A 23,428-nucleotide genomic window follows, 5' to 3' on the forward strand; every position below is an offset into this window, starting at 1 on the left:
ATTGAAGGCGTATGAGCGATAACGAAAACACACCGACGCTTACCCGCAAGCCGCTGGGGCTGAAGCGCTCGGTCGACGCCGGCGAGGTCAAGCAGACCTTCAGTCACGGCCGCACCAATAAGGTGACGGTCGAGGTGAAGCGTCGTCGCGCCCTGAAGCGCCCTGGGGAAGAGGGCCACTCCGCGCCTGAGCCCGAGGTCGAAGTTGCGGCACCGCCGCCACCCCCCGCTCCGCCGCCCCCGCCGAAGAAGCCCGTGGTCAAGGCCCCTGCAGGCGAAACGCCGCAAGAGCGCGTCGCGCGCCTTCAGCGCGAGGCCGAGGAAGAGCGCCTGCGCCTGACCGAGGAACAGACTCGCCGCGAGACCGAAGAGCGCGCGCAAGCGCTCGAGGAAGAGAAGCGTCGGGCCGAAGAGAACCGCCGTGCCGCTGCGCAAGAGGCTGCGGCCGTGGCCGCTGCTCCTGCCGAACCGGAAGCCAAGGCTGAGGAAGCTGTTGAGGCGGCCGAGGGTAGTGAAGCCAGCGCCAGCGCCGAGGGCGACGAGGCGACTCCCGCAGCCGCTCCAGCTCCGCGCAAGTTCACCCCGGTCGCTCGTCCTGAGGTCAAGCGCCCGGAAAAGAAGCGCGACGACCGCAAGCAACAGCAACAGCAGCAGCCGGCCGGCCGTGGTCACGTCGACGACCGTCGTCGCGGAGGCAAGCTTACGGTCAACCGTGCGCTCAACGAGGACGAAGGCGCCCGCGCCCGCTCGCTGGCGGCGCTCAAGCGCGCCCGTGAAAAGGAACGCCGCGCACACATGGGCGGCATGTCGCAGCCGCGCGAAAAGCAAGTCCGTGACGTGATCGTGCCAGAGGCGATCACCGTGCAGGAACTCGCCAACCGCATGGCCGAAAAGGGCGCCGACCTGGTGAAGGCGCTGTTCAACATGGACATGATGGTCACCGTCAACCAGACGATCGACCAGGACACGGCGGAGCTGCTGGTCGAGGAATTCGGCCACAACATCGTTCGCGTGTCGGACAGCGACGTGGACATCGACACGACGGAAGACGTCGATTCCGAAGAAACGTTGCAGCCGCGTCCGCCGGTGGTCACGATCATGGGCCACGTCGACCATGGCAAGACCAGCTTGCTGGACGCGCTGCGCGGAACCGACGTGGTGCGGGGCGAAGCTGGGGGTATAACCCAGCACATTGGTGCCTATCAGATCACCACGAAGGACAAGCACAAGATCACGTTCCTCGACACTCCGGGGCACGAGGCGTTCACCCAGATGCGCCAGCGCGGCGCCAACGTGACTGATATCGTTATCCTGGTGGTGGCGGCGGACGACGGGCTGATGCCGCAGACGATCGAGGCTATCAAGCACACCAAGGCGGCCGGCGTGCCGATGATCGTGGCGATCAACAAGATCGACAAGCCGGAAGCCAAGCCGCAGAAGATTCGCGAGCGCTTGCTCGAGCATGAGGTCGTGGTCGAAGCGATGAGCGGTGACGTGCAGGATGTCGAGGTCTCGGCCAAGACCGGTGCCGGTCTCGATGAACTGATCGAGAAGATCCTGCTTCAGGCAGAACTGCTCGAGCTCAAGGCCAATCCGGACCGTCCTGCCGATGCGACCGTGATCGAGGCGCAGCTCGACAAGGGCCGCGGCCCTGTCGCCACGGTGCTGGTCAATCGCGGCACCCTTAAGCGCGGCGACGTCTTCGTTGTCGGCAACGAGAGCGGCCGCGTCCGCGCGCTGGTCGACGACAAGGGCCAACAGGTGAAGGAAGCCGGTCCTTCGATGCCGGTAGAGGTTCTCGGCCTCGGCGGCGTGCCCAACGCCGGCGATCACTTGACGGTGGTTGAGAACGAGCAGCGTGCCCGCGAAGTGGCGACCTATCGTCAGCAGCAGGCAACTGCCAAGCGTACTGCAACGGCGCCAGCCAACCTCGATGCCATGTTTGCCGGCCTCAAGAGCGACGTGAAGGAATTCCCGGTCGTGGTGAAGGCCGACGTCCAGGGTTCCGCCGAAGCCATCGTGACGGCGCTGCACAACCTCTCGAACGACGAGATCAAGGTGCGCGTCCTCAACTCCGGCGTCGGCGCTATCACTGAGAGCGACGTGACGCTGGCCTCGGCTTCGAAGGCGCCGATCATCGGCTTCAACGTGCGCCCGAACGCCAAGGCGCGCGAGTTGATTGCCCGGCACAAGGTGGAGATGAAGTACTACGACGTCATCTACCAACTGACCGAAGAGATCGCCCGCGAAATGGCCGGCGTTCTGGGTCCCCTGCGGATCGAGAACGTGGTTGGCCGCGCCGAGGTCAAGCAGGTGTTCCCGGCCGGCAAGCGCGACAAGGCGGCGGGTCTGCTGGTGCTCGAAGGCATCATCCGCAAGGGCCTCTACGCGCGTCTCACCCGTGCCGACGTTATCGTCAGCGCGACCACAATCGCCTCGCTGCGGCGCTTCAAGGACGACGTGGACGAAGTCCGCGTCGGTCTCGAATGCGGCGTGGTCCTCGCCGACACGAACGACATCAAGGCGGGTGACCACCTCGAAGTCTTCGAGGTCGAGGAACGCGAACGGACGCTGTGATCCAACTCCCCTCCCGCTTGCGGGAGGGGTTAGGGGAGGGCTCGTGGGGAAGTGGCGCCAAGCCCACCCCCGGCTCCGCCGGCAAGCGGGAGGGGCGAAATGAAAACTGTCCTCGCAGTTCGTCATCTCGGCTTCGAGCACCTTGGCGTGTGGGACGCGGCGCTGGCGGACTTCGGGTTCGAAGTTCTCTACTGCGATCCCACCGTTGACGATCTGGACTCGATCGAGGCGGTCGAGCCTGACTTGCTCGTCATTCTCGGCGCTCCGATCGGGGCCTATGATGATGAGCTCTATCCGTTCCTGACAGCTGAAGTACGCATGATCGAGCGGCGCCTGGCCGCGCGCCGGCCGCTTCTTGGCATTTGCCTTGGCGCGCAGCTCATCGCCCGGGCATTGGGGGCCAAGGTCGGGCCGATGGCGGACAAGGAGATTGGTTTCTCGCCACTAGAACTCACTGATGCGGGTCTGGCCTCGCCGCTGGGACATATCGAGGATTGGCCGGTGCTCCACTGGCATGGCGACCAGTTCGACTTGCCAGAGGGATCGATCTTGCTCGCCTCGACCGGGGTGTGCCCGAACCAAGCCTTTGCCATCGGTCCTAACGTTCTCGGGCTGCAATGCCACCTCGAGGCCGATGCTCGCGAGATCGAGAGCTGGCTAGTCGGGCATTGCGCCGAACTGATCGCCAGCGGCCGAGATCCCCGCGCGATCCGGGCCGACGCCGCGCGTTTCGGCCCGCAACTCGAAACCCGCGCATCGCGTGTGCTGCGGTCGTGGATCGCGGGCTGGGAATAGGGTCATGGCGCGCTACGTAGCCTTGCTGGGTTCCATCAACGTCGGCGGCAACCGGCTGCTGATGGCCGATTTGCGCGAAGCGCTGGAGCGCGAGGACTTCGAAGACGTCGAGACTGTCGTCGCCAGCGGAAACGTGTTGTTCTCGCATGACGAACGACCGTCGAGGGCGCTTGCCGAAAAGATCGCCTACATCATCCGCGACCGCTTCGATATCGACACTTTCGCTGCCGTCCGGAGCAAGGACGAACTTCAGGCGGCCATCATCGACAATCCCTTCGTTAAGGATGGCGCGCCAAACTTCGTCCACACGATCTTCCTCGCCGAACCTCTCGACAAGGAAGCTTTCCACGCTTTCGCGAGTCGGTATGAAGGTCCCGAACGGCTGGCCGCAGGCGTTATGGAATTTTACGTCGACTTCCGCGAAGGGGTGGGGCGCTCCATGCTCGACCCGGCGATGAAGAAGGCGAAGGTAATTAAATCGCGCGCTACGGCCCGGAATGTGCGGTCGTTGCAGCGCATTCTCGACAAGATGGATAACTGACAATGCCCCGCCAATCCCAAGGCAACGAAGACCGTTCGGTACGCCTGCTCAAGGTGGGCGAGCGCGTGCGCCACCTGCTTTCCGAGCTGCTCAGCCGCCAGCAGGTCCATGACGACACCCTGACCGCGCACACCCTGTCGGTCACGGAAGTGCGCATGTCGCCAGACCTGCGGATCGCCAAAGTCTACGTGAAGCCGCTGCTCGGCGGCGACGAGGAGGAAGTGCTCGCAGCCCTTCGCCGGAATACCGCTTTCCTCCAGCGCGAAGTGGCGCAGCGACTGGGGCTCAAGTTCGCTCCGAAGCTGCGCTTCCTCGCGGATGAGAGCTTTGACGAGGCTGACCGGATCGAGCGGCTGCTGAACGATCCGAAGGTGGTGCGTGATCTTGGGGAGGAATAATCCCGCCCCTATCGCTAGGCTGGTCCGATCACTATCTCAGCGTCGATGAACGATACTCTTCTACAGGCCCTTGCGCTGATCCCGGCGCTGGTCATTGCCATAGTCTTTCACGAAGTCGCGCACGGGTGGGTTGCGCTGGCGCTTGGCGATCCGACCGCGAAAGAGAGCAAGCGGCTCACCCTCAATCCGATTCCCCATGTCGACCCCTTCGGGACCCTGGTGCTTCCCGGCCTGCTAACCTTGAGCGGCTTGCCGGCCTTTGGCTGGGCCAAACCCGTGCCGGTGAACAAATGGCGCCTGAAGAACCCGCGATACGGCATGATGGCCGTCGCAGCGGCGGGGCCGGCGACCAATCTGGTTCTGGCTACGCTCGGCGCGATCCTTCTAGGCATTCTGGCTCGTGGCTTGACCACTGCGCCCGAAGGGCTTCTCGGCTTCGGTCTGATCGCCCTGTCCTACTTCATCGGGATCAATATCTTCCTCGCCCTTTTCAATCTCTTGCCGATACCACCGTTCGATGGGTCGCACATCGTCGAGGGGCTGCTGCCCGAGAAGGCGGCGGTCGCCTACGACAAGCTTCGTCCTTTCGGCTTTATGCTGGTGTTCCTGGTCCTCCTGATCATCCCGTACTTTTTCCCTGGTCTTGGCATCGTGGAGAGAGTGGTCGTCCCTCCCTTCGAATGGGCGCAGCGCCAGTTCCTCACTTTGGCCTACTGGATTGCGGGTGGTTAATTATATCCGGGTTAATTGACAAAAATACCCGGGTATATATAACGCCGTTGGAAGGGGGCGCTTATGGGTGTGACCGTATTTCACAAGGGCGCGCTCTTGGCGCGGGGGACAGCGCAGGAAGTTATCCCACAGATGCGCGCGCTCGAGCCGCTCGAGAGGGCTTCAGACCTGTTGGTGTTTGATGACGATACCGGCCGACAGATCGATCTGGATCTGCAGGCGGAAGAACCAGCCAGGATGCGCGGTCGTCCGTCGCTTGGCGTGAAGGCGCGTGAAGTGACCTTGCTTCCCCGGCACTGGGATTGGCTCAATGCCCAGCGTGGTGGCGCCTCAGCGGCTCTGCGCCGGCTCGTGGAGGAAGCGAGCAAGCGCGCTAAGAGTCCCGAGCAAGGTTATGATGCGGCCTATCGCTTCCTCAGCGCGATCGCGGGTGACCTGCCCAGGTTCGAAGATGCGGTGCGCGAGATCTATGCCGGGAACAAGGTCGGTTACGATCACTTCACCTACGAGTGGCCACCCGCAATCCGCGACCATGGCCGAACGTTGGCGTTTCCCGAATGACACTGCGGCAACCTCATGGCTGGCTAATCCTGGACAAGCCTCGCGGGCTGGGCTCCACCCAGGCGGTGGCGGCCGTCAAGCGCGTGTTGCGCAAGGCGGGTTACGGCAAGGTCAAGATCGGGCACGGCGGTACCTTGGATCCTCTGGCAGAGGGAGTGCTGCCGATCGCCCTGGGCGAAGCGACCAAGCTGGCCGGGCGCATGCTCGACGCCAGCAAGACCTACGCGTTTACGATCCGCTTCGGGGAAGAGACCGATACGCTCGACCTCGAAGGCGAAGTGATCGCGACCAGCGATCATCGGCCGCCGCTGGCCGCGGTGGCGGCTGTGTGCCAGCATTTCACCGGAGAGATCGACCAAGTGCCTCCCGCCTACTCTGCGATCAAGGTCGATGGGCGCAGGGCCTATGATCGCGCGAGGGCGGGCGAAGAGGTCGAGCTCAAGAGCCGCAGGGTGACGATCCACGAGCTGATCCCTCCCGGCGCAGGTGATGAACTGTGGTCGACGTTCGCCGAGACGGCCGGTCGCCCGGATCTGCTGGACCCCGCGGCACCGCTGGTTCTGGCCGACAGTGTTACGCTGGTGGCACACGTCAGCAAGGGTACCTATGTCCGCTCCCTGGCGCGCGACATCGCGCACGCCCTGGGCGCCGTGGGCCATGTCACTTACCTTCGGCGCATCAAGGCCGGCCCTTTTACCGAGCGTCAGGCGATTTCTCTGGACATTCTTGAGGAAATCGGCAACGGCGCGCGCCTTGAAGACCACCTCCTGCCGCTGGAGGCGGGGCTGGACGGTATCCCGGCCCTTACCCTCGATCCGGATAGCGCGCAGGCGGCCCGTCAGGGCCGGGTCCTTTCCGGAATGCCCCATCCCGATGGGCTCATCCTCGCAGTGTCCGGCAATGTTCCGGTGGCGCTGATGGAACTTTCGGGCGGTACGGCCAAGGTCGTCCGGGGGTTCAACCTGACGGATACCGCGGAGTAAAATGAATGTCGGTTACTGCCGAAAAGAAGCAAGAGATCATCACCAGCAACGCCCAGTCCAAGGGCGACACCGGTTCTCCCGAAGTCCAGGTCGCGATCCTCACCGAGCGTATCCGCAACCTCACTGAGCACTTCAAGGATCACCACAAGGACAACCATTCGCGCCGTGGCCTTCTCATGATGGTCAACAAGCGCCGTAGCCTGCTCGCCTACCTCAAGAAGAAGGACGTCGAGCGCTACAACAGCCTGATCCAGAAGCTGGGTCTGCGTAAGTAAGAATATTTGATGGGAAGCGGCCCCTCAGTGGGCCGCTTTTCGTATATGGGGCAGGCCTCGCAATTCGGCGAGGAAGCCTTGGGGCAAGAAAAGGCTCCGCACCGGACCGGGACGGAACACCCGGCACTTGAGGCCCCGTGGCGCAATCTGGCTCCGCGGATCTCGTAAGGAAAACACATGTTCGACACGAAAACCGTATCGCTGGAGTGGGGCGGCAAGACCCTCACTCTGGAAACCGGCCGCATTGCCCGTCAGGCTGACGGGGCGGTCCTCGCCACTTACGGCGAAACCGTGGTGCTGTGCGCTGTCACCGCCGCGAAGTCGGTCAAGGAAGGGCAGGACTTCTTCCCGCTGACTGTCCACTACCAGGAAAAATTCTCGGCCGCCGGTCGTATCCCGGGCGGCTTCTTCAAGCGTGAGCGTGGCGCGACCGAAAAGGAAACGCTGACCAGCCGCCTTATCGACCGTCCGATCCGTCCGCTGTTCCCCGAAGGGTTCTACAACGAGATCAACGTCATCGCCCAGGTCATGTCCTATGACGGCGAGACTGAGGCCGACATCGTGGCCATGATCGCCGCGTCGGCCGCCCTGACGCTGTCGGGCGTTCCGTTCATGGGCCCGATCGGGGCCGCCCGCGTCGGTTTCAAGGACGGCGAATACCAACTCAACCCGTCGATGGGCGAAGTGGCCGAAGGTCGGCTCGACCTCGTGGTCGCCGCGACCCAGGACGCGGTCATGATGGTCGAGTCCGAAGCCAAGGAACTGACCGAGGAAGAGATGCTCGGCGCGGTCATGTTCGCGCACGAGGAATCGAAGAAGGTCATCGGCGCGATTATCAAGCTGGCCGAACAGGCCGCCAAGGATCCGTGGGATCTCGACGTCACCGACAACTCGGCGATGAAGGCGGAGATCAAGAAGCTGGTCGGTGACGATATCGCCGCTGCCTACAAGCTGACCGACAAGTCGGCCCGTTCGAACGCGCTCAACGAAGCGCGCGCCAAGGTTAAGGCGCACTATGCCGACGCCGACGGCCAGACGAGCATTACCGCCAACAAGCTGACCAAGAAGATCGAGGCGGATATCGTCCGCACCGCGATCCTCAAGGACGGTGCGCGTATCGACGGCCGCAAGCTCGACCAGGTCCGCGCGATCGAGGCGACTGTCGGCTTCCTGCCGCGCACGCATGGTTCGGCGCTGTTCACCCGCGGTGAAACGCAAGCGATCTGCACCACCACGCTCGGCACCAAGGACTCCGAGCAGATGATCGACGGCCTCAACGGCCTGTCCTACGAAAGCTTCATGCTGCACTACAACTTCCCGCCCTACTCGGTCGGTGAAGTGGGTCGCTTCGGCGCCCCGGGCCGTCGTGAAGTCGGACACGGCAAGCTGGCCTGGCGCGCCCTGCGCCCGATGCTGCCCTCGAAGGAAGACTTCCCCTACACGATCCGCATCCTGTCCGACATCACCGAGTCCAACGGGTCGAGCTCGATGGCGACCGTTTGCGGTGGCTGTCTGGCGATGATGGACGCTGGCGTGCCAATCGCGCGCCCGGTTTCGGGCATCGCGATGGGCCTGATCCTCGAAGGCAAGGACTTCGCGGTCCTCAGCGACATCCTGGGCGACGAGGACCACCTCGGCGACATGGACTTCAAGGTGGCCGGTACCGAAGCGGGCATCACCAGCCTGCAAATGGACATCAAGATCGCCGGCATCACCAAGGAGATCATGGGCAAGGCGCTCGAGCAGGCGAAGGCCGGCCGCGCGCATATCCTGGGTGAGATGACCAAGGCTCTGGGCTCGGCCCGTACCGAACTGTCGGCCCACGCGCCGCGGATCGAGACGATGCAGATCGACAAGTCGAAGATCCGCGACGTCATCGGCACCGGCGGCAAGGTGATCCGCGAGATCGTGGCCGAGACCGGCGCCAAGGTCGACATCGACGACGAGGGCGTAATCAAGATCAGCTCTTCCGACCTCACCCAGATCGAGGCCGCGAAGAAGTGGATTCAGGGCATCGTCGAAGAGCCCGAGGTCGGCAAGGTCTACAACGGCAAGGTCGTCAACATCGTCGACTTCGGCGCGTTCGTGAACTTCATGGGCGGCAAGGACGGCCTCGTCCACGTTTCCGAGATGAAGAACGAGCGGGTCGAAAAGCCGACCGATGTCGTCGCCGAAGGCCAGGAAGTTAAGGTCAAGGTCCTTGAGATCGACAACCGCGGCAAGGTTCGCTTGTCCATGCGCGTCGTCGATCAGGAAACCGGTGAAGAGCTGGAGGACACCCGTCCGCCGCGCGAACCGCGTGAACCGCGCGGCGATCGCGGTGACCGTGGTGGCGACCGTCGTCCGCGCCGTGATGGCGACCGGGGCGGCCGTGGAGGCGATCGCGGCCCGCGTCGCGACCGCGACGACCGCGGCCCGCGTTCCGACCGCAACGAAGGCGGCGATCCGGACCACCTTCCGGCATTCCTCAAGGATGATTGAGGTTTGACGAAATAAGGTAAACGAGGGGCCGCGAGGGAAACTTCGCGGCCTCTTTTTTCAACGATTTGCTGCGAGGTCCCATGATTACACGCGAACTGCTCGGCACCGCCCATGTGCCCGGTGGAGAAGAACTCCAGCTGTTCGCTCACGGTCGCGATTTCATGATCGTGTTGGGCCATAACGAGCTGATGAGCACCCGTATGCGCCACTCCGAAGAGGCGCTGGCGGAGATGACACTCGCCCGAATGGGGCGGCCGGACCCGACCCTGCTGATCGGCGGCTACGGTATGGGTTTCACCCTCGGAGCGGCGTTGGCACAGCTTGGACGGGGTGGCCGTGTAACCGTTGCAGAGCTAGTGCCCGAGATCATCGAATGGGCACGCGGGCCAATGGCGGAGCTGGCCGCCGGATGCCTCGACGATCCACGCGTCACGTTGGCGATGCAGGACGTGGCGGACGCGATCGCTGCGGGGAGGGGCCGCTATGACGCCATCCTCCTCGACGTCGATAACGGGCCTGATGGTCTCGTACGGGCCGAAAACGACCGCATCTATTCGCGATCCGGCCTTCACTCCGCTTGGGAGGCGCTGCGGCCGGGAGGCGTGCTGGCCATTTGGTCTGCCGCTCGGGATCCTGCCTTCGCCCGTCGTCTCAGCGCGGCGCGTTTCACCGTCGAGGAAGTCGAGATACGGGCCCGACCTAATGGCAAAGGGCCGCGCCACACGATCTGGTTCGCGCGCCGAGGCTGAGCGGTGTAACTAAGCCCCGTAGTCAGAACAACGAATCGGGTCGCCTCTCACCTGTTGGCAGGAGGATGACCCATGACCGAAGCAATCGACGAAACTCGTCTCAACGATCTCATCGGCAAGGTGATCGGCGATGTGGCTGGTGCGCTTAGCCTTTACATGGCCTATCTCGGCGATCAGGCCGGCGTCTTTGACGCTCTCGATGGTAGCGGACGCCTGACTGTGGACCAGTTGGCCGCCAAGTCGGGCCTCAACGCCAAGTACCTCCGGGAATGGCTGGGCTCGGTTTCTGCCGCCGGCTATGTTAATCATCACCCCGAGGACGAGACTTTTTCGATCACCCCGGAACAAGCCTTGATATTCACCCGGGAAGGGCAGCCCGCATGTATGCAGGGCTTTATCCAGGCAGTCGTCTCGCAATTCGAAAGCCACGAAAAGGCGACCGACACCTTCAAGTCGGGCAAGGGCCGTCCCTGGGGCGACCATACCCAATGCCTGTTTTGCGGCGTCGACCGGTTTTTCCGGCCCGGCTATCAGGCCAATCTGATCGAGACGTGGATACCGGCACTTGAAGGCGTTGAGGCCAAGCTCAAGTCGGGCGCCAAAGTTGCAGACATCGGATGCGGCCACGGTTCCTCGACCGTGCTCCTGGCGCAAGCTTATCCGAAGTCGACCATCCATGGGATAGACTTCCACGCGCCTTCAATCGAGGAAGCGAAGAGAAAGGCCGCTGAAGCGGGCGTAACCAATGTCGAGTTCCAGGTGGCCAAGGCGCAGGACTTTGCTGGCGAGGGCTACGACTTCGCCTGCATCTTCGACGCGCTGCACGATATGGGCGACCCCGTGGGCGCCGCGAAGCACATCCGTGAGACCCTCGGGCCCGACGGCACGCTAATGCTGGTCGAGCCGTTGGCGGGCGACACAATGGCCGAGAACATGCATCCGCTCGGGCAGATCTTTTACGCGTTCTCGACCACGGTCTGCACCCCCAACTCCTTGTCGCAAGAGGTCGGACTGGGCCTGGGAGCGCAAGCGGGCGAGAAGCGATTGGCCGAGGTCTGCAAGCAGGCCGGCTTCGCCAGTGTCCGCCGCGCCGCCGAGACGCCGACCAACATGGTGCTGGAGGTTACGGGCTAATCTGCGCTCAGGCCGGCTGGGTCAGGCGAAGCTTGCCAAGATAATCGAGCTTGCCGACCTTCACGCCTTTCGCCCGCAGGATGCCGTAGGCCGTCGTGGCGTGGAAGTAGAAGTTCGGCTGGCTGAAGGTGAAGAGGAAGTCCTCGGCGGTGAAGTCGAGACGCTTTTCACCGATCTCAAAACGCATCGGCTTGCCGATAAAGCTTTCGAGTTCGTCCTCGCCGACGCTCTCGAGCAGCGCGATGGCGCCATCCAGGCGCTCGCGCAGTTCGTTCAGCGAACCGGGCAGGGCTTCGGCGAAGTTCGGCGAGAAGACGCCTTGGCGCACAGCTTCGATGGCCCCTTGGCTGTGTACGGCCATGGACTTCACCTGATAGCTGAAGGGAAACATGTCTTCCGCCAGGCGTGCGTCGACCACGGAGGATTCGTCGAGGCCGCAAGCCGCTGCCTTGTCGAGCCATCCGCGTCCGGCACCGAGGATCTGGAGCCAGCTGGGAACGAGGGCGGCGTGAAGCGAAAGCGGCATTTGGAAGTCTCCCAATCGGTTTGGTGGCGCGGCCATAGCGGATTTGGCGTTCGACACCAGATGCCAAGCCCGCCGCCGTGCGGATGACGCTGCCTCTTTCCTTTTGAGCGTCATTGCGCGATGCCCGTCAGGGTCGATGACGAGGTGACTGCCATGACCAAGGCCTGCCTTGCCCTGCTTGCCGCTTGCTCAGCTTTGTCGCCGGCTATGGCGCAGGCCCCGCGCGCGATGCTCGAATATTCCTCGGCCGCGGCGATCCGCGACGGTTGCCTGGCCTGGGCGAGGGAGCGCAAGCTGACGGTGGCCGTCGCCGTCTATGACGAGAGCGGGAGGATGCTGGCTTTCGCCCACATGGATGGCGCCGCCACCGCCGTAGCGGAGTTCGCCCAGTGGAAGGGCCGCTCGGCCGCCACGATCCATGTCGCTTCGGCAGAGACCGCCAACTGGGGGAAGGGACCGCCCGGCCTCGCCACCTGGGAAGGCGGCCTGCCGATTTTTTCCACCAACGGGGTGGCGCTGGGCGGCGTAGGCGTGTCTGGTGCGGAAAGCTCAGAAGATGTCGCTTGCGGACGGGCAGGAATTGCCGCCGCCGGATTGAAAGAAGCGGCGTAGTAGCGGGAGAGACAATGCCGATTACCAGTTTCGAAGGGAAAACCGCGTTCATCACCGGCGGCGCCAGCGGCATCGGCCTTGGTATCGCCAAAGTACTGGCTTCGCGGGGTGCAAAGGTCGTCCTGGCCGATCTCAGGCAGGATCACATCGACCGTGCGCTGGCGGACTTCGCGGGCGGCGGGCGTTCCAACCTTGTTTCCGCTCTGCAGCTCGATGTGACAAACCGCGAGCAATACCGGGACGCTGCGAAGCGTATGCTGGACGAGTTCGGCGGCATCGACATTCTGGTCAACAATGCCGGCGTCGGTCTCGAAGGGCCGGTCCTCGAAGCTACCTATGCCGACTACGACTTCGGCTTCGGGGTTAACGTCGGCGGCGTCATCAACGGCTTCGTGGAGTTCCTGCCGCAAATGATTGCACACGGTCGCGGTGGTCACGTGGTTTCGACCGCCAGCCTCGCCGCGGAAGTTGTGATGCCGGAGTGGTTGGCGATCTATGCCTCAAGCAAGGCGGCCGTGTGCCACTATTGCGAGGCTGTGAAACCGGCCTTGGGGGAAAAGGGCATCGGTGTCTCCATCCTCCTCCCAGGCCCGGTAAAGTCCAATATTCACGAAACGCAGCAGAACCGCCCGGCTCATCTTCTGCAGAGCAGTGGCTACAAGGCCAGCGAAGAGCGGCTCTCCCGCCGCATCGTGGGCGACAACTGGATGGAGCCGGAGCAGGCGGGCGAACTGGTGGCGGAGGGCATCCTGGCCAACCAAACCTACATCGTCACACACGGCTACTATAAGGACGCGATGCGCGCGCGAGCCGAGGCCGTTCTTGCAGCGACACCCGATGTCAAAGAGGAAGCTCCCGACTTCGGGCAGTTCCGTGACGAGTAGGAAGAGGGTTCAATGGAAAATCTGACCGGCAAGGTCGCCTTCATCACGGGCGGTGCTAGCGGAATCGGCCTCGGAATGGCGCGTGCCTTCCTCGAGGAGGGCATGAAAGTCTCGCTCGCCGACTGGAGCGACGACCATATCGCGAAGGCGAAGGAGCAACTCGCGGGTAATAACGCGGTCCATTTCGTGAAGACCAACGTCGCCGAGCGCGAGAGCTTACGGGCGGCGGTGGACGAGACGTTGGAGGCCTTCGGCAAGATCCATGTGCTCTGCAACAACGCCGGTGTGAATGGCGGCGGGACGGCGGCCAGTGGCGACTTCGACGATTGGGACCGGGCGATCTCGGTCAATCTCGGCGGCGTGGTCAACGGCACCAAGATCATCGCGCCAATCATCCGCCAGCAGGGCGAGGGCGGGCATATCGTCAACACCAGTTCGATGGCGGGAGTCGTGCCGTTGCCGGGCCTCGCAGCCTACTCGACGGCCAAGTACGCCGTCCGGGGATTCTCGGAGAGCTTGAGGATGCAATTGGCCAAGGACGGCATCGGGGTGTCCTGTCTCTTCCCCGGGGCTACCCGCACTGCGTTGGTACCGATTCCCGAAGACGATCCGGAGCACATCAAGGAAGAAGGGGCGCCTCAGTTCCTCAAGGACCTGTGGGACGCCATGCGCGGTGCCATCGATCCCTCTGACACGGGCAAGGTGGTTGTGGAGGCGATCAAGCAGAACCGCTTCTACATTTTCACGAACCGCGAGTTCCTAGAAGAAGTGAAGCAGCGGCACCGCGAGATCGAAGAGGCGTTTCCGCTCGATGAGCCCACGCCGGGCCGCGTTAAGTTTGAATCCATGCGCGCGGCGATGGTTCGGGATCTCATGGCCCCGGGAAATCGGCCAGTTCCGACGCGGAAGGAAGGGGACTTCGCTCTCGACCTCGGGTCCGCTTCATCGGCAGGTGGACAATAGCAAAAAACCGCGCGGTAACCTGGGGTTAGGTTACCGCGCGGTTCTTGCGACCCTTAGGCTCGATTCAGCCTTCGGTCTGTCCCGCGTGCTTGGCCATGGCCGTCCGTACCTTGTCCCGCAGCGTTGGATCCGCCTGGGCGGCTTTTCCGATGGCGTTGTACTTGGCCGGATCCAATCCGGACTCCGTTACAGCCGCCTGCATCTTTGATTGTTTCTGATCGTCAGCGATCGACGTATCGGCCTGGATGGCCTGCAACTTTACCGTCGCTTTGGCAAAGCTATCGATTTCCGAGTCTGAGATGGTGGCCGCAGCGGCGGCATCGGCCGCTGGAGCGGCGTCAGCTGCTGGAGCTGCAGGTGAGGCCGGACCCTGCGCAGCGGGAGCCGGCGGCTCGGCTGCGTCGGCCGGCGCGCCAGCCTCCTGCGCTTGAGCTACGCCTGTTGCAAAAACCAAAGCAGCAAATGAGTAAGCAATCAACTTCATGGTATTCTCCTTCGCTCACAGCGAAACTCCGTGTCTGGAGTTGCACCGCGACGACCGTGCGAGGACATTGGGGGAGTGGCGCTTCTCAGTGAACGCCTATCCCTCATTCGTTTTTATCAATTGGTGATAACTTCGGCGTGAAAACGAAGGACTTCAAATATTAGTCGACAATATGTGCAACATGTCCGTTGAATGGCGATTTATTGAATTTTATTACTCAAACCAGCGTATGAAGCCCACAGTTCGTCGCTAAGCGCGCCATTGGCCGGTCCGGCTGATCCGGGTTTCGTTCAAAATCAGGCATTCGAGCTTTCCTGACCGGTGGCCGCGTGGCATCTGTCCCTAAAAGACAATCTCGGGAGGATGGGCGTGGCGATACCTTTCAGCGAAGCGATATCTCGCGCGCCTTTACGGACCTTTCAGTGGCTGACGTTCGGTATCTGCATGCTTGTCCTGGTAGCGGACGGCATCGACGCGCAACTTCTTGGGATCGTCGCGCCCAAAGTGATCGCCGATTTCGGTGTCGACAACGGGACCTTCGGCTGGGCGATGAGCGCTGCGCTCGTGGGTTTCGGGCTGGGCTCCTGGGGTGGCGGCTGGCTCGGTGACAAGATCGGCCGTCGCTACTCGTTGGCGGTAGCCGCAGTGATTTTTGCGTTATCGACCATCGCCGCGAGCACGGCAGACGGGGTCTGGCACATGGCCGCCTGGCGCATCGTTGGGGGATTCGGGTTTGGCTCCGCTTATGCCAACGCAATTGCCCTTGCGAGCGAGTGGTTGCCGGATCGTTGGCGTTCGGTGGGGGTGACCACTTTGTCGGTCGGTACACCTGCCGGCGGCTTTGTGATCGCGGCGCTCGCCCCGGCGCTGGTGGAGGGTTACGGCTGGCGAGGCTCTTTCGTCGTGTCAGGCGCCGCCACACTTCTGGTGGTCGTCCTGATCCTCGCGGTACTGCGCGACAGTCCCTCGTTCCTCCTTGCACGCGGCAAGAAGGAGGCGGCGCAACGGGCGGCTCGCAAAGTCCTCGACGAAGACATCGAGTTGGTGCCGGAATTGCACGACATGGCGGATGAAAGCGGTGCCAGGATCGGCGTTCTCCATCGCAGCAACTTCAGGCTGAACCTGGGCGTGGGCATCTCGTTCACGGCTGCCGCGTTGGTGGCCTACGCCATGCTCAGCTGGACGACCACGATGCTGACGGGCCAAGGCTTCAGTTTCGAGCAGGCCTCTTACGCCGTTTCGGTGGGTGGCATAACATCGGTATTCTCGTCGATCGCCGCGGGGTTGCTGGTGCGCGTGTTAGGCTCACGTTTGTTGGTGATGGGCATCAGCGCGAGCTTGCTCGGGACCTTGCTGGTGCTGGCCTATGTCATCGAGACCATGCCCGCAGCGCCGAGTGCGCAGACGCAAGTGCTGGTGGTGGCCCTGGTTGGTCTGGCGGCGGCGCTGTTCAGCGCGGGCATCGCGAGCATGTACGCGATCATGACTCATGCCTATCCCCCGTCGTGCCGTTCCGCAGGCATTGGCTTTGGCATCTTCATGGGCCGCGTCGGCGCGGTGGCGGCGACCCTGTTCGGGGGGAGGCTGCTCGACATGGGTGATGGCAGCGTGGTCCCCTTCTTCACGGTCCTGGCCTTCGGCGCTGTGCTGGTGTCGGCCGCTGCGTTCATTGTCGACCGACAGGTCCCGCCAGCCAGTCGCGTGTAGCACGCCACTCTTGACCACCACCTGAGAAGGGGAATTGCCACCGGCAGTTTCCGGGTTTCTGCGGATTTCGGGAAAGCGGTAACGCGGCTTGATTGGAGGCCCATCCAATCCGGCGCGAGGATCGACATTTCGGATATGAACCCAGGTAGACCCGGTGCAGTTGATCCACTTCCCAGTTGGAACCCCGGTCGCGCGAAATCGGTGCTTCTCGATTTCGTCGCTCGTGTGACGGATCAATCCGGAGCCGACTTCGTTCCACCGGCGGACCGGGTGGCGACTTTCGACAACGACGGCACCTTGTGGTGCGAATACCCGCTGCAGGTGCAGGTCTTCTTCCTGGTCGACCGGGTTAAAGCCCTGCGCGACGCCGATCCCTCGGTGGGCGACCGGCAGCCGTTCAAGGCCCTGCTCGAGCATGATGCCGCAACCTTGCACTCACTCGGGAAGCAAGGTCTGATGGAACTCTTCGCTGCCACTCACGCCGGAATGAGCGAGGAGGAATTCGGAAGAGTCGCCCACGATTTCCTTGCCACGGCCAAGCATCCGAAACTCGGCACGCTGTTCTCCGAGAACGTCTATCGGCCGCAAGTGGAACTGCTCAAGTTCCTGCGCGGGAATGGCTTCCGCACCTTCATCGTCACCGGCGGTGGTATCGAATTCGTTAGGGCCATCTCCGAACAACGATACGGAGTAATGCGCGACGAAGTCGTCGGTTCGAACGACAAGCTGCAGTTCGAGATCGTCGATGGCAAGGCCCAGGTGAAGAAGCTGGGCGAGTTGAACAGCTTCGACGATCGCGAGGCCAAGCCCGCCAACATCGCGCTCCACATCGGCCGCCGGCCGATCCTGGCGTTCGGCAACTCCGACGGTGACCTGGCCATGCTCCGCTACGCGCTCGGCGGCGAAGGACCGCGACTGGCTCTGCTCCTCCACCACGACGATGCCGAACGGGAGTTCGCATACGACAGGGAATTCCATCTAAGCCCTCTCGCCGAGGCGCTCGACAAGGCGGATGCATACGGGATCGTGCTGACCAGTATGAAGACCGATTGGGCCGAGGTCTTCTGAGCCAACAGTGCGGACCTCCTAGGGACAAACGCCGCGCCCTGCAGGGGCCAGCGCTTTCCTTTCAGCGCATTGCCGGCACGAGACAGGGTCCGCCACCACGCATTCTCAGGGATTATGCCGATGGCAGCTCAAGCCATGGCGGACAGAGTTCAATGGGAAGGGACTCGCGTCGTTGGAGAGTGTTATGCCGAAGGGAAAGCCGAATATTCTGTTCATCATGGGTGACGACATTGGGTGGTTCAATCCAAGCTGCTACAACAGCGGGATAATGGGCTACAAGACGCCCAACATCGACCGCATCGCAAACGAAGGAGCGCGCTTCACCGACTGGTATGGTCAGCAAAGCTGCACTGCCGGTCGAGCTGCCTTCCTGACCGGTCAGTCTCCAATCCGCACCGGCCTAACAAAAGTTGGACTTCCAGGCGCAGATTTGGGGCTCGGCCCTGACGATCCCTGCATCGCGCAAGTCCTGAAGGCGCAGGGTTACGCGACGGGTCAATTCGGCAAGAACCATCTTGGCGACCGGGATGAGCACCTGCCGACCATGCATGGCTTCGACGAGTTCTTCGGCAATCTCTACCACCTGAATGCCGAGGAGGAGCCGGAGAACGAGGACTATCCGAAGGATCCGAAGTTCCGGGAAAAGTTCGGCCCGCGCGGAGTGCTCAAGTGCAAGTCCGATGGCAAGGGCGGTCAGAAGATCGAGAACACCGGCCCGATGGGCAAAAAGCGGATGGAGACCGTCGATGAGGAATTCCTCGGCGCTGCCAAGGACTTCATCAAGCGCAATCACAAGGCGGGCGGTCCCTGGTTCTGTTACTTTAACTCAACCCGGATGCACGTCTTCACGCACCTGAAGGAGGCGTCGAAGGGCAAGACCGGGCTCGGCCTCTATCCCGATGGGATGGTCGAACACGATGGCCATGTAGGTGAGCTACTCGATCTTCTCGACGAGCTCGGCGTCACCGAAAACACCATCGTCGTTTATACCACCGACAACGGCGCTGAGTGTTTCACCTGGCCAGACGGCGGTACCACGCCGTTCAAGGGCGAAAAGGCGACCAACTGGGAAGGGGGCTTCCGCGTCCCTTGCGTGATCCGCTGGCCCGGGGTGATCGAGCCGGGCCAGATCATCAACGACATCTGCGCGCATGAAGACTTCCTGCCGACGTTCGCGGCGGCGGCGGGAGACACCGATGTCGTCGAACGCGTGAAGAAGGGTGGAAAGATTGGCGACAAGAAGTTCAAGGTGCACCTTGATGGCAACAACCTGATCCCGGCCTTCAAGGGCGAGGCGAAGGAATGGCCGCGGCAGGGATTTGCCTACTGGAGCGACGATGGCGATCTGATGGCGCTACGCGTGCGGCAGTGGAAGGTCGCATTCCAGGAACAGCACACCGAGGTTAACCCGAAAACGCCGCTCGGCGTCTGGCAGGGCAACTTTACCGCGCTGCGGGCACCGATGTTGTACAACATACGAACAGACCCGTTCGAGCGAGGTCCCGAGAGCATCTACTACGGCGACTACTCCGCCCACCGGATGTTCCTGTTCGTGCCGGCGCAGGCGATCGTCGGACAGTTGCTCGCCAGCTTCAAGGAGTTCCCGCCGCGGGCCAAGGCGGCGAGCTTCACGGTAAGCGACGCCATGGAGAAGATCTCCACCGCGAGCCCCAGTCAAAACTGACATCTGAAAGCCGGTGCCCGTTCGGATCGCGTCACGCCCCGGACGGGCCGGCTAACTTCGGAGTAAGTGCCATGGCGAAGAAAAAGCCGAACATTCTGGTCATCTGGGGGGACGACATCGGGATCAGCAACCTCAGTTGCTACACTCGGGGCCTGATGGGCTACCAGACGCCCAACATCGACCGGATCGCCAATGAAGGGATGATGTTCACCGACAGCTACGGCGAGCAGAGTTGTACAGCCGGCCGCTCATCCTTCATCACCGGGCAGAGCGTGCTGCGCACGGGCCTGTCAAAGGTCGGGGCTCCCGCCTCTCCTATCGGCATGAACGAAAAGATCGTGACCATCGCCGCGCTGCTCAAGGAGCAAGGCTATGCCACCGGTCAGTTCGGCAAGAACCACCTTGGCGATCTCAATCACATGCTGCCGACCAATCACGGCTTCGATGAGTTCTTCGGCAACCTCTACCATCTCAATGCCGAAGAAGAGCCAGAGATGGACAACTATCCGAAGGATCCCCGCTTCAAGGCCATGCTGGGGCCGCGCGGCGTGATCCATAGCTGGGCGACCGAGAAGGATGACGCCACCGTGCATGAGCGTTGGGGCAAGGTCGGCAAGCAAAAGATCGAGGAAACCGGACCGCTTACCAAGAAGCGCATGGAGACCTGCGATGACGAATTCGTCGCCGCAGCCACCGACTTCATCAAGCGTCAGAATGAGGCGGGGCAGCCATGGTTCGTCTGGCTGAATACCACCCACATGCATATGTTCACGCACACCAAGAAGGAAAGTCTTGGTCAGGCGGGACGCTGGCAATCGCCGTACCACGATACGATGATCGACCATGACAAGAACGTCGGCGAGATGCTCGACTTGCTCGACGAGCTTGGCCTCGCCGAGGATACCTTTGTCATGTACTCGACCGACAACGGGCCGCACCGCAACAGTTGGCCGGATGGTGGCATGACGCCCTTCCGCAGTGAAAAGAACACAAACTGGGAAGGCGCTTTCCGCATTCCACTACTGATCCGTTGGCCTGGCAAGGTCGAGGCGGGCGCGGTTTCGAACGAGATCGTCCAGCACCACGATTGGCTACCCACCTTCATGGAGATGGCGGGCGCTCTCGACGTGGTCGACCAGCTCAAGAAGGGCTACAAGGCCGTCGGGCGGACCTACAAGAACCATATAGATGGGATGAGCTTGCTGGGCTATATTACCGGCAAGGAGAAGGAAAGTCCGCGTAACTTCTTCTTCTACATCAGTGATGACGGCGACATTCTGGCCATGCGCTATGACAACTGGAAGATCGTGTTCATGGAGCAGCGCTGCCAGGGGACGATGCAGGTCTGGGCAGAACCGTTCACCCGATTACGCTTGCCGAAGATATTCAACCTTCGGACGGATCCTTATGAGTTCGCGGATGTCACCTCGAACACCTACTACGATTGGTTTCTGCACAACGACTACTTCATCTTCGCCGCCCAAGTCGGGGCCGCGAAGTTTGCAGAAACCTTCAAGGACTTCCCGCCGATCCAGCGACCCAACAGCTTCACGATCGACGACGCGGTGGCGAAGATGGCGGACGCGGGTGCCGGCGCAAGTTAACGCTGGTACAAAGAATAACGCCCGCGATCGATGATCGCGGGCGCTTCCTTTTTTGGCTTGAGCCGAGGTTAGCGAACCCGCGGGCCGCCGAAGGGGAGCGGCGGAGGGGGCCGGCGAGCGCCACGCGGCAGCTGGGCCTGATAGGCTCGGCCGCAGTGCTGGACGCAATAAGGGAACCCGGGGTTCACCTTCTCACCGCAGAAATGGAAGTCGGGCTCGCCCGGATGGCCCATGGGCCAGCGGCAGACCCTGTCGTTGAGATCGAGCAGGCTGGTCTTGTCGGCGATTTCCGGGCTCGGCCGGGCCGGGACGAGTCGGCGCGGCGGGGCCGGCGGAATCGGGGCCTGCTGATCGCCCGGACCCTGACGCAGGAATCCGCCAGGACCGACCGAGACGACGCGGGGCCGATCCGGATCGCGGTTGGGCAGCGGCTGGCTGGCGACAGGCGCGGCGGTGACGGGCTCGTCGTCCTCGACCTCGAACTCCGGCTCAGGCGCGGGGGGTTTGGGCTTTGGCTTTGGAGCGGGAGCGGCAGCCTTCGGCTCTTCCTTCGGCTTCGCCGCCGCCTTAGGCTCGTTGGCCTTCACCGGCGAGGGGCGCGACTTGAGGCCAAGGCGGTGCGCCTTGCCGATCACCGCGTTGCGCGACACGCCACCAAGTTCATCGGCAATCTGGCTAGCGGTGGCGCCGCCTTCCCACATCTTGGTTAGCGTCGCGATACGTTCGTCGGTCCAGCTCATCAGAAATCCATCTACAAATCCGGGCGGGCGGGACCGCACAAACCTTGCCAGCACCGGGCCGGGCCGATAGGCGCGGACCATGGCCGATCAAGCTCCAGCCGCTGCGCCGAATAATCTCGACAAGCAACCTGAATCTGTCGACCCCATCGCGAGTGCCGGGCGTACGTTTCCGCCCAAGGGGCAGCCACTGATCGCGGGTCTTAACCGGATCGGGCTGTGGAGCCTCTATATGAAGGAGGTGCGGCGGTTTCTCAAGGTCCAGACGCAAACCGTGTGGGCTCCGGCGATCACTACACTGCTTTTCCTGGTCATCTTCACCGTTGCGATGGGGCGGGGGGATCGCGTTATCCTCGGCGTTTCCTTCGCCACCTTTGTCGCGCCCGGCCTCGTCATGATGGGCATGATGCAGAATGCCTTCGCGAATTCCAGCTTCTCGCTTCTGGCAGGTAAACTGCAAGGCACGATCGTCGACCTGCTGATGCCGCCGCTGACCAACGCAGAGTTGATGATCGGCATCGTCGCCGCCGCGATTACGCGGGCCGTGATGGTCGGGGGCGCGGTCGTGCTCGCGATGGCGCTGTGGCCTGGCGTGGACCTGATGGCGGCACACCCCTGGGCGATCGTCTGGTTCGGCCTCATGGGCTCGACCATGCTGGCCCTGATGGGCCTGATGACCAGTCTCTGGGCGGAGAAGTTCGATCACGCTGCCGCCGTCACCAACTTCGTGGTCGCGCCGCTCTCGCTGCTTTCGGGCACGTTCTACGTAATCGAGAACCTCTCGCCCCTATTTCAGGGCCTGAGTCGCGCGAATCCGTTTTTCTACATGATCTCGGGATTCCGCTTCGGCTTCATCGGAGAGAGCGACATCGGCAACACCAACCACGCGGTCATCGGCGCCGCGATCGGCGTAGGAGTGCTCAACCTGGTCCTGGGATTCCTGACCTACCGGCTCCTCAAGAGCGGGTGGAAAATCAAGAGCTGAGCGTTCGCGAAGACGTCAGTGCGTGAGGCTGCGGCGCAACCGATAGCGTCCAGCCAGAAACGTTTCGAACAGTTGCGGGACGTTCGGATGGTCGACAGGTCCCCCGGCGCTGTCTTCCAACAGGTTCTGCTGGCTGACATAGGCGACGTAGGAAGAATCGTCGCTTTCGGCGAGGAGGTGATAGAACGGCTGATCCCGGCGGGGGCGCATGTCCTGGGGAATCGCCTCATACCATTCTTCGGTGTGAGCGAAGACCGGATCAATGTCGAAAACGACGCCGCGGAAGTCGAAAAGCTTGTGTCGCACCACGTCACCGATCGCGAAACGCGCTTCGACCCGCTGTGAAGCTTCGATCAGCCTGCCTGCCCGGGGCGAATAGAATTGAGCTCGTTCCATTATCCTAGGATATAGGATACCTCTGGATGGCAGCAAGGTTCCGGACGCCGGAATCCCCAGCCCAATCTCGTTCTGCGAAGTCTGGGGCTTGGCAAGCCAGAGACGTTCCGCTAACCGCCGCGCTCCTGACCGACCGGGGGCCCGTTTTGGGCTCCTGAGCCCTTCTCGGAGAGGTGGCAGAGAGGTCGAATGCGCCGCACTCGAAATGCGGTTTACGGGCAACCGTAACGTGGGTTCGAATCCCACCCTCTCCGCCAGACAGTCCTTGTTAAGCAAGGACTTTCATTTTCCCCACAGCCATTTTTTGATGGTCTTTTCGACTGTTTCGCCAACTTACGGCGCGGCCCGGAATGTCGGAAATTTCGCCGTTCGGCTGTTTGGCGAGAATGGGCTGATTTTCTGCCGAGATTTCCGCGGGTTATTTTTTCGGACCGCAACTCGGTTTCGAATCCTATTGGGTCCATCGGACGCCTCCGGAAATTGCGCGGGGGCAGAAATAACGTCCTGTGCAAAGTTAACCTTTCGGGGATGCGCAGTCGAAGTGTTAGAAGGC

The 23,428-nt window shown here is 62.4% G+C and carries 23 protein-coding genes and 1 tRNA gene; 20 read left to right on the top strand and 4 right to left on the bottom strand.

What is annotated here, in order from left to right; translation table 11 throughout:
- Window positions 1-11 precede the first annotated feature (11 nt).
- The 11 genes from infB to KK137_RS16410 all read left to right on the top strand — a co-directional run bounded on the left by infB (window position 12) and on the right by KK137_RS16410 (window position 11,225).
- On the top strand, window positions 12-2,576 hold the full coding sequence (gene infB / locus KK137_RS16360) for a translation initiation factor IF-2 (protein WP_214537763.1): 2,565 nt from the start codon (window positions 12-14) through the stop codon (window positions 2,574-2,576).
- Between the two features lie 99 nt (window positions 2,577-2,675).
- A complete protein-coding gene (locus tag KK137_RS16365) occupies window positions 2,676-3,371 on the top strand; it encodes a glutamine amidotransferase (RefSeq protein ID WP_214537764.1) in 696 nt (231 codons plus the stop codon).
- Between the two features lie 4 nt (window positions 3,372-3,375).
- On the top strand, window positions 3,376-3,912 hold the full coding sequence (locus tag KK137_RS16370; protein ID WP_214537765.1) for a DUF1697 domain-containing protein: 537 nt from the start codon (window positions 3,376-3,378) through the stop codon (window positions 3,910-3,912).
- A gap of 2 nt (window positions 3,913-3,914) precedes the next feature.
- Window positions 3,915-4,310 carry a 30S ribosome-binding factor RbfA gene (gene rbfA, locus KK137_RS16375; RefSeq protein WP_214537766.1) on the top strand — a complete coding sequence of 132 codons (396 nt, stop codon included), beginning with the start codon at window positions 3,915-3,917 and terminating at the stop codon, window positions 4,308-4,310.
- 45 nt (window positions 4,311-4,355) lie between these two features.
- Entirely contained in the window at window positions 4,356-5,042 is a 687-nt protein-coding gene (locus KK137_RS16380) for a site-2 protease family protein (RefSeq protein WP_214537767.1), read from the top strand.
- Window positions 5,043-5,105: 63 nt separating this feature from the next.
- Complete coding sequence (locus KK137_RS16385; protein WP_214537768.1) at window positions 5,106-5,603, top strand: DUF2239 family protein; 498 nt, start codon at window positions 5,106-5,108, stop codon at window positions 5,601-5,603.
- The gene (gene truB / locus KK137_RS16390; protein ID WP_214537769.1) at window positions 5,600-6,586 is read left to right on the top strand and encodes a tRNA pseudouridine(55) synthase TruB; all 987 of its coding nucleotides are present in this window, start codon (window positions 5,600-5,602) and stop codon (window positions 6,584-6,586) included. The genes KK137_RS16385 and truB overlap by 4 nt, the downstream gene beginning before the upstream one ends.
- Before the next feature lie 5 nt (window positions 6,587-6,591).
- Window positions 6,592-6,861: a 30S ribosomal protein S15 gene (gene rpsO, locus KK137_RS16395; protein WP_214537770.1), complete on the top strand. Its 270-nt coding sequence runs from the start codon at window positions 6,592-6,594 to the stop codon at window positions 6,859-6,861.
- A 177-nt stretch (window positions 6,862-7,038) separates the two neighbouring features.
- Window positions 7,039-9,342, top strand: coding sequence for a polyribonucleotide nucleotidyltransferase (pnp, locus tag KK137_RS16400; RefSeq protein ID WP_214537771.1), 2,304 nt, complete (start codon window positions 7,039-7,041; stop codon window positions 9,340-9,342).
- 80 nt (window positions 9,343-9,422) lie between these two features.
- Window positions 9,423-10,091, top strand: coding sequence for a spermidine synthase (locus KK137_RS16405; RefSeq protein WP_214537772.1), 669 nt, complete (start codon window positions 9,423-9,425; stop codon window positions 10,089-10,091).
- Window positions 10,092-10,163: 72 nt separating this feature from the next.
- On the top strand, window positions 10,164-11,225 hold the full coding sequence (locus KK137_RS16410; RefSeq protein WP_214537773.1) for a class I SAM-dependent methyltransferase: 1,062 nt from the start codon (window positions 10,164-10,166) through the stop codon (window positions 11,223-11,225).
- Window positions 11,226-11,232: 7 nt separating this feature from the next.
- On the opposite strand, the gene KK137_RS16415 is transcribed toward KK137_RS16410, so the two are convergent.
- Window positions 11,233-11,751, bottom strand: a complete 519-nt coding sequence (locus KK137_RS16415) for a DUF1993 domain-containing protein (protein ID WP_214537774.1) — start codon at window positions 11,749-11,751, stop codon at window positions 11,233-11,235.
- Between the two features lie 120 nt (window positions 11,752-11,871).
- On the opposite strand from KK137_RS16415, the gene KK137_RS16420 reads away from it, so the two are divergent.
- From KK137_RS16420 to KK137_RS16430, 3 genes are read left to right on the top strand one after another with little or no spacing between them, the layout of a single operon-like run.
- Window positions 11,872-12,363 carry a GlcG/HbpS family heme-binding protein gene (locus KK137_RS16420; RefSeq protein WP_214537775.1) on the top strand — a complete coding sequence of 164 codons (492 nt, stop codon included), beginning with the start codon at window positions 11,872-11,874 and terminating at the stop codon, window positions 12,361-12,363.
- A 14-nt stretch (window positions 12,364-12,377) separates the two neighbouring features.
- Window positions 12,378-13,247, top strand: coding sequence for an SDR family NAD(P)-dependent oxidoreductase (locus KK137_RS16425; protein WP_214537776.1), 870 nt, complete (start codon window positions 12,378-12,380; stop codon window positions 13,245-13,247).
- A gap of 12 nt (window positions 13,248-13,259) precedes the next feature.
- Window positions 13,260-14,210 (top strand): SDR family oxidoreductase, encoded by a 951-nt coding sequence (locus tag KK137_RS16430; protein ID WP_214537777.1) that lies wholly within the window; start codon window positions 13,260-13,262, stop codon window positions 14,208-14,210.
- Window positions 14,211-14,274: 64 nt separating this feature from the next.
- Here the strand turns inward: KK137_RS16430 and KK137_RS16435 are convergent, their stop codons facing one another.
- Window positions 14,275-14,694, bottom strand: a complete 420-nt coding sequence (locus tag KK137_RS16435; protein ID WP_214537778.1) for a DUF4168 domain-containing protein — start codon at window positions 14,692-14,694, stop codon at window positions 14,275-14,277.
- Window positions 14,695-15,063: 369 nt separating this feature from the next.
- Between KK137_RS16435 and KK137_RS16440 the strand changes: the two genes are divergently transcribed.
- The 4 genes from KK137_RS16440 (at window position 15,064) to KK137_RS16455 (ending at window position 20,757) form a co-directional block, all read left to right on the top strand.
- Window positions 15,064-16,401 carry an MFS transporter gene (locus KK137_RS16440; protein WP_214537779.1) on the top strand — a complete coding sequence of 446 codons (1,338 nt, stop codon included), beginning with the start codon at window positions 15,064-15,066 and terminating at the stop codon, window positions 16,399-16,401.
- Between the two features lie 225 nt (window positions 16,402-16,626).
- Window positions 16,627-17,469, top strand: a complete 843-nt coding sequence (locus tag KK137_RS16445; protein WP_338028119.1) for an HAD family hydrolase — start codon at window positions 16,627-16,629, stop codon at window positions 17,467-17,469.
- Between the two features lie 184 nt (window positions 17,470-17,653).
- A complete protein-coding gene (locus KK137_RS16450) occupies window positions 17,654-19,153 on the top strand; it encodes an arylsulfatase (RefSeq protein ID WP_214537781.1) in 1,500 nt (499 codons plus the stop codon).
- Window positions 19,154-19,224: 71 nt separating this feature from the next.
- On the top strand, window positions 19,225-20,757 hold the full coding sequence (locus tag KK137_RS16455) for an arylsulfatase (protein ID WP_214537782.1): 1,533 nt from the start codon (window positions 19,225-19,227) through the stop codon (window positions 20,755-20,757).
- 68 nt (window positions 20,758-20,825) lie between these two features.
- Here the strand turns inward: KK137_RS16455 and KK137_RS16460 are convergent, their stop codons facing one another.
- Window positions 20,826-21,497, bottom strand: coding sequence for a GcrA family cell cycle regulator (locus tag KK137_RS16460; protein WP_214537783.1), 672 nt, complete (start codon window positions 21,495-21,497; stop codon window positions 20,826-20,828).
- A 79-nt stretch (window positions 21,498-21,576) separates the two neighbouring features.
- Here KK137_RS16460 and KK137_RS16465 point away from each other — a divergent pair, with 79 nt between their 5' ends.
- The gene (locus KK137_RS16465; RefSeq protein WP_214537784.1) at window positions 21,577-22,479 is read left to right on the top strand and encodes an ABC transporter permease; all 903 of its coding nucleotides are present in this window, start codon (window positions 21,577-21,579) and stop codon (window positions 22,477-22,479) included.
- 15 nt (window positions 22,480-22,494) lie between these two features.
- Here KK137_RS16465 and hspQ read toward each other — a convergent pair whose 3' ends face one another.
- On the bottom strand, window positions 22,495-22,875 hold the full coding sequence (gene hspQ, locus KK137_RS16470; protein ID WP_214537785.1) for a heat shock protein HspQ: 381 nt from the start codon (window positions 22,873-22,875) through the stop codon (window positions 22,495-22,497).
- 167 nt (window positions 22,876-23,042) lie between these two features.
- On the opposite strand from hspQ, the gene KK137_RS16475 reads away from it, so the two are divergent.
- A tRNA-Ser gene (locus KK137_RS16475) sits at window positions 23,043-23,132 on the top strand.
- The last annotated feature ends 296 nt before the right edge of the window (window positions 23,133-23,428 follow it).

Origin of the sequence: Croceibacterium selenioxidans (assembly GCF_018599195.1) — a bacterium.
Lineage (GTDB): Bacteria > Pseudomonadota > Alphaproteobacteria > Sphingomonadales > Sphingomonadaceae > Croceibacterium_A > Croceibacterium_A selenioxidans.

What these genes read in the sequence shown, in the direction of transcription:
- infB (WP_214537763.1), top strand. Translation starts at nt 12, where the DNA reads ATGAGCGATAACGAAAACACACCGACGCTTACCCGCAAGCCGCTGGGG.
- KK137_RS16365 (WP_214537764.1), top strand. Translation starts at nt 2,676, where the DNA reads ATGAAAACTGTCCTCGCAGTTCGTCATCTCGGCTTCGAGCACCTTGGC.
- KK137_RS16370 (WP_214537765.1), top strand. Translation starts at nt 3,376, where the DNA reads ATGGCGCGCTACGTAGCCTTGCTGGGTTCCATCAACGTCGGCGGCAAC.
- rbfA (WP_214537766.1), top strand. Translation starts at nt 3,915, where the DNA reads ATGCCCCGCCAATCCCAAGGCAACGAAGACCGTTCGGTACGCCTGCTC.
- KK137_RS16380 (WP_214537767.1), top strand. Translation starts at nt 4,356, where the DNA reads ATGAACGATACTCTTCTACAGGCCCTTGCGCTGATCCCGGCGCTGGTC.
- KK137_RS16385 (WP_214537768.1), top strand. Translation starts at nt 5,106, where the DNA reads ATGGGTGTGACCGTATTTCACAAGGGCGCGCTCTTGGCGCGGGGGACA.
- truB (WP_214537769.1), top strand. Translation starts at nt 5,600, where the DNA reads ATGACACTGCGGCAACCTCATGGCTGGCTAATCCTGGACAAGCCTCGC.
- rpsO (WP_214537770.1), top strand. Translation starts at nt 6,592, where the DNA reads ATGTCGGTTACTGCCGAAAAGAAGCAAGAGATCATCACCAGCAACGCC.
- pnp (WP_214537771.1), top strand. Translation starts at nt 7,039, where the DNA reads ATGTTCGACACGAAAACCGTATCGCTGGAGTGGGGCGGCAAGACCCTC.
- KK137_RS16405 (WP_214537772.1), top strand. Translation starts at nt 9,423, where the DNA reads ATGATTACACGCGAACTGCTCGGCACCGCCCATGTGCCCGGTGGAGAA.
- KK137_RS16410 (WP_214537773.1), top strand. Translation starts at nt 10,164, where the DNA reads ATGACCGAAGCAATCGACGAAACTCGTCTCAACGATCTCATCGGCAAG.
- KK137_RS16415 (WP_214537774.1), bottom strand. Translation starts at nt 11,751, where the DNA reads ATGCCGCTTTCGCTTCACGCCGCCCTCGTTCCCAGCTGGCTCCAGATC.
- KK137_RS16420 (WP_214537775.1), top strand. Translation starts at nt 11,872, where the DNA reads ATGCCCGTCAGGGTCGATGACGAGGTGACTGCCATGACCAAGGCCTGC.
- KK137_RS16425 (WP_214537776.1), top strand. Translation starts at nt 12,378, where the DNA reads ATGCCGATTACCAGTTTCGAAGGGAAAACCGCGTTCATCACCGGCGGC.
- KK137_RS16430 (WP_214537777.1), top strand. Translation starts at nt 13,260, where the DNA reads ATGGAAAATCTGACCGGCAAGGTCGCCTTCATCACGGGCGGTGCTAGC.
- KK137_RS16435 (WP_214537778.1), bottom strand. Translation starts at nt 14,694, where the DNA reads ATGAAGTTGATTGCTTACTCATTTGCTGCTTTGGTTTTTGCAACAGGC.
- KK137_RS16450 (WP_214537781.1), top strand. Translation starts at nt 17,654, where the DNA reads ATGCCGAAGGGAAAGCCGAATATTCTGTTCATCATGGGTGACGACATT.
- KK137_RS16455 (WP_214537782.1), top strand. Translation starts at nt 19,225, where the DNA reads ATGGCGAAGAAAAAGCCGAACATTCTGGTCATCTGGGGGGACGACATC.
- KK137_RS16460 (WP_214537783.1), bottom strand. Translation starts at nt 21,497, where the DNA reads ATGAGCTGGACCGACGAACGTATCGCGACGCTAACCAAGATGTGGGAA.
- KK137_RS16465 (WP_214537784.1), top strand. Translation starts at nt 21,577, where the DNA reads ATGGCCGATCAAGCTCCAGCCGCTGCGCCGAATAATCTCGACAAGCAA.
- hspQ (WP_214537785.1), bottom strand. Translation starts at nt 22,875, where the DNA reads ATGGAACGAGCTCAATTCTATTCGCCCCGGGCAGGCAGGCTGATCGAA.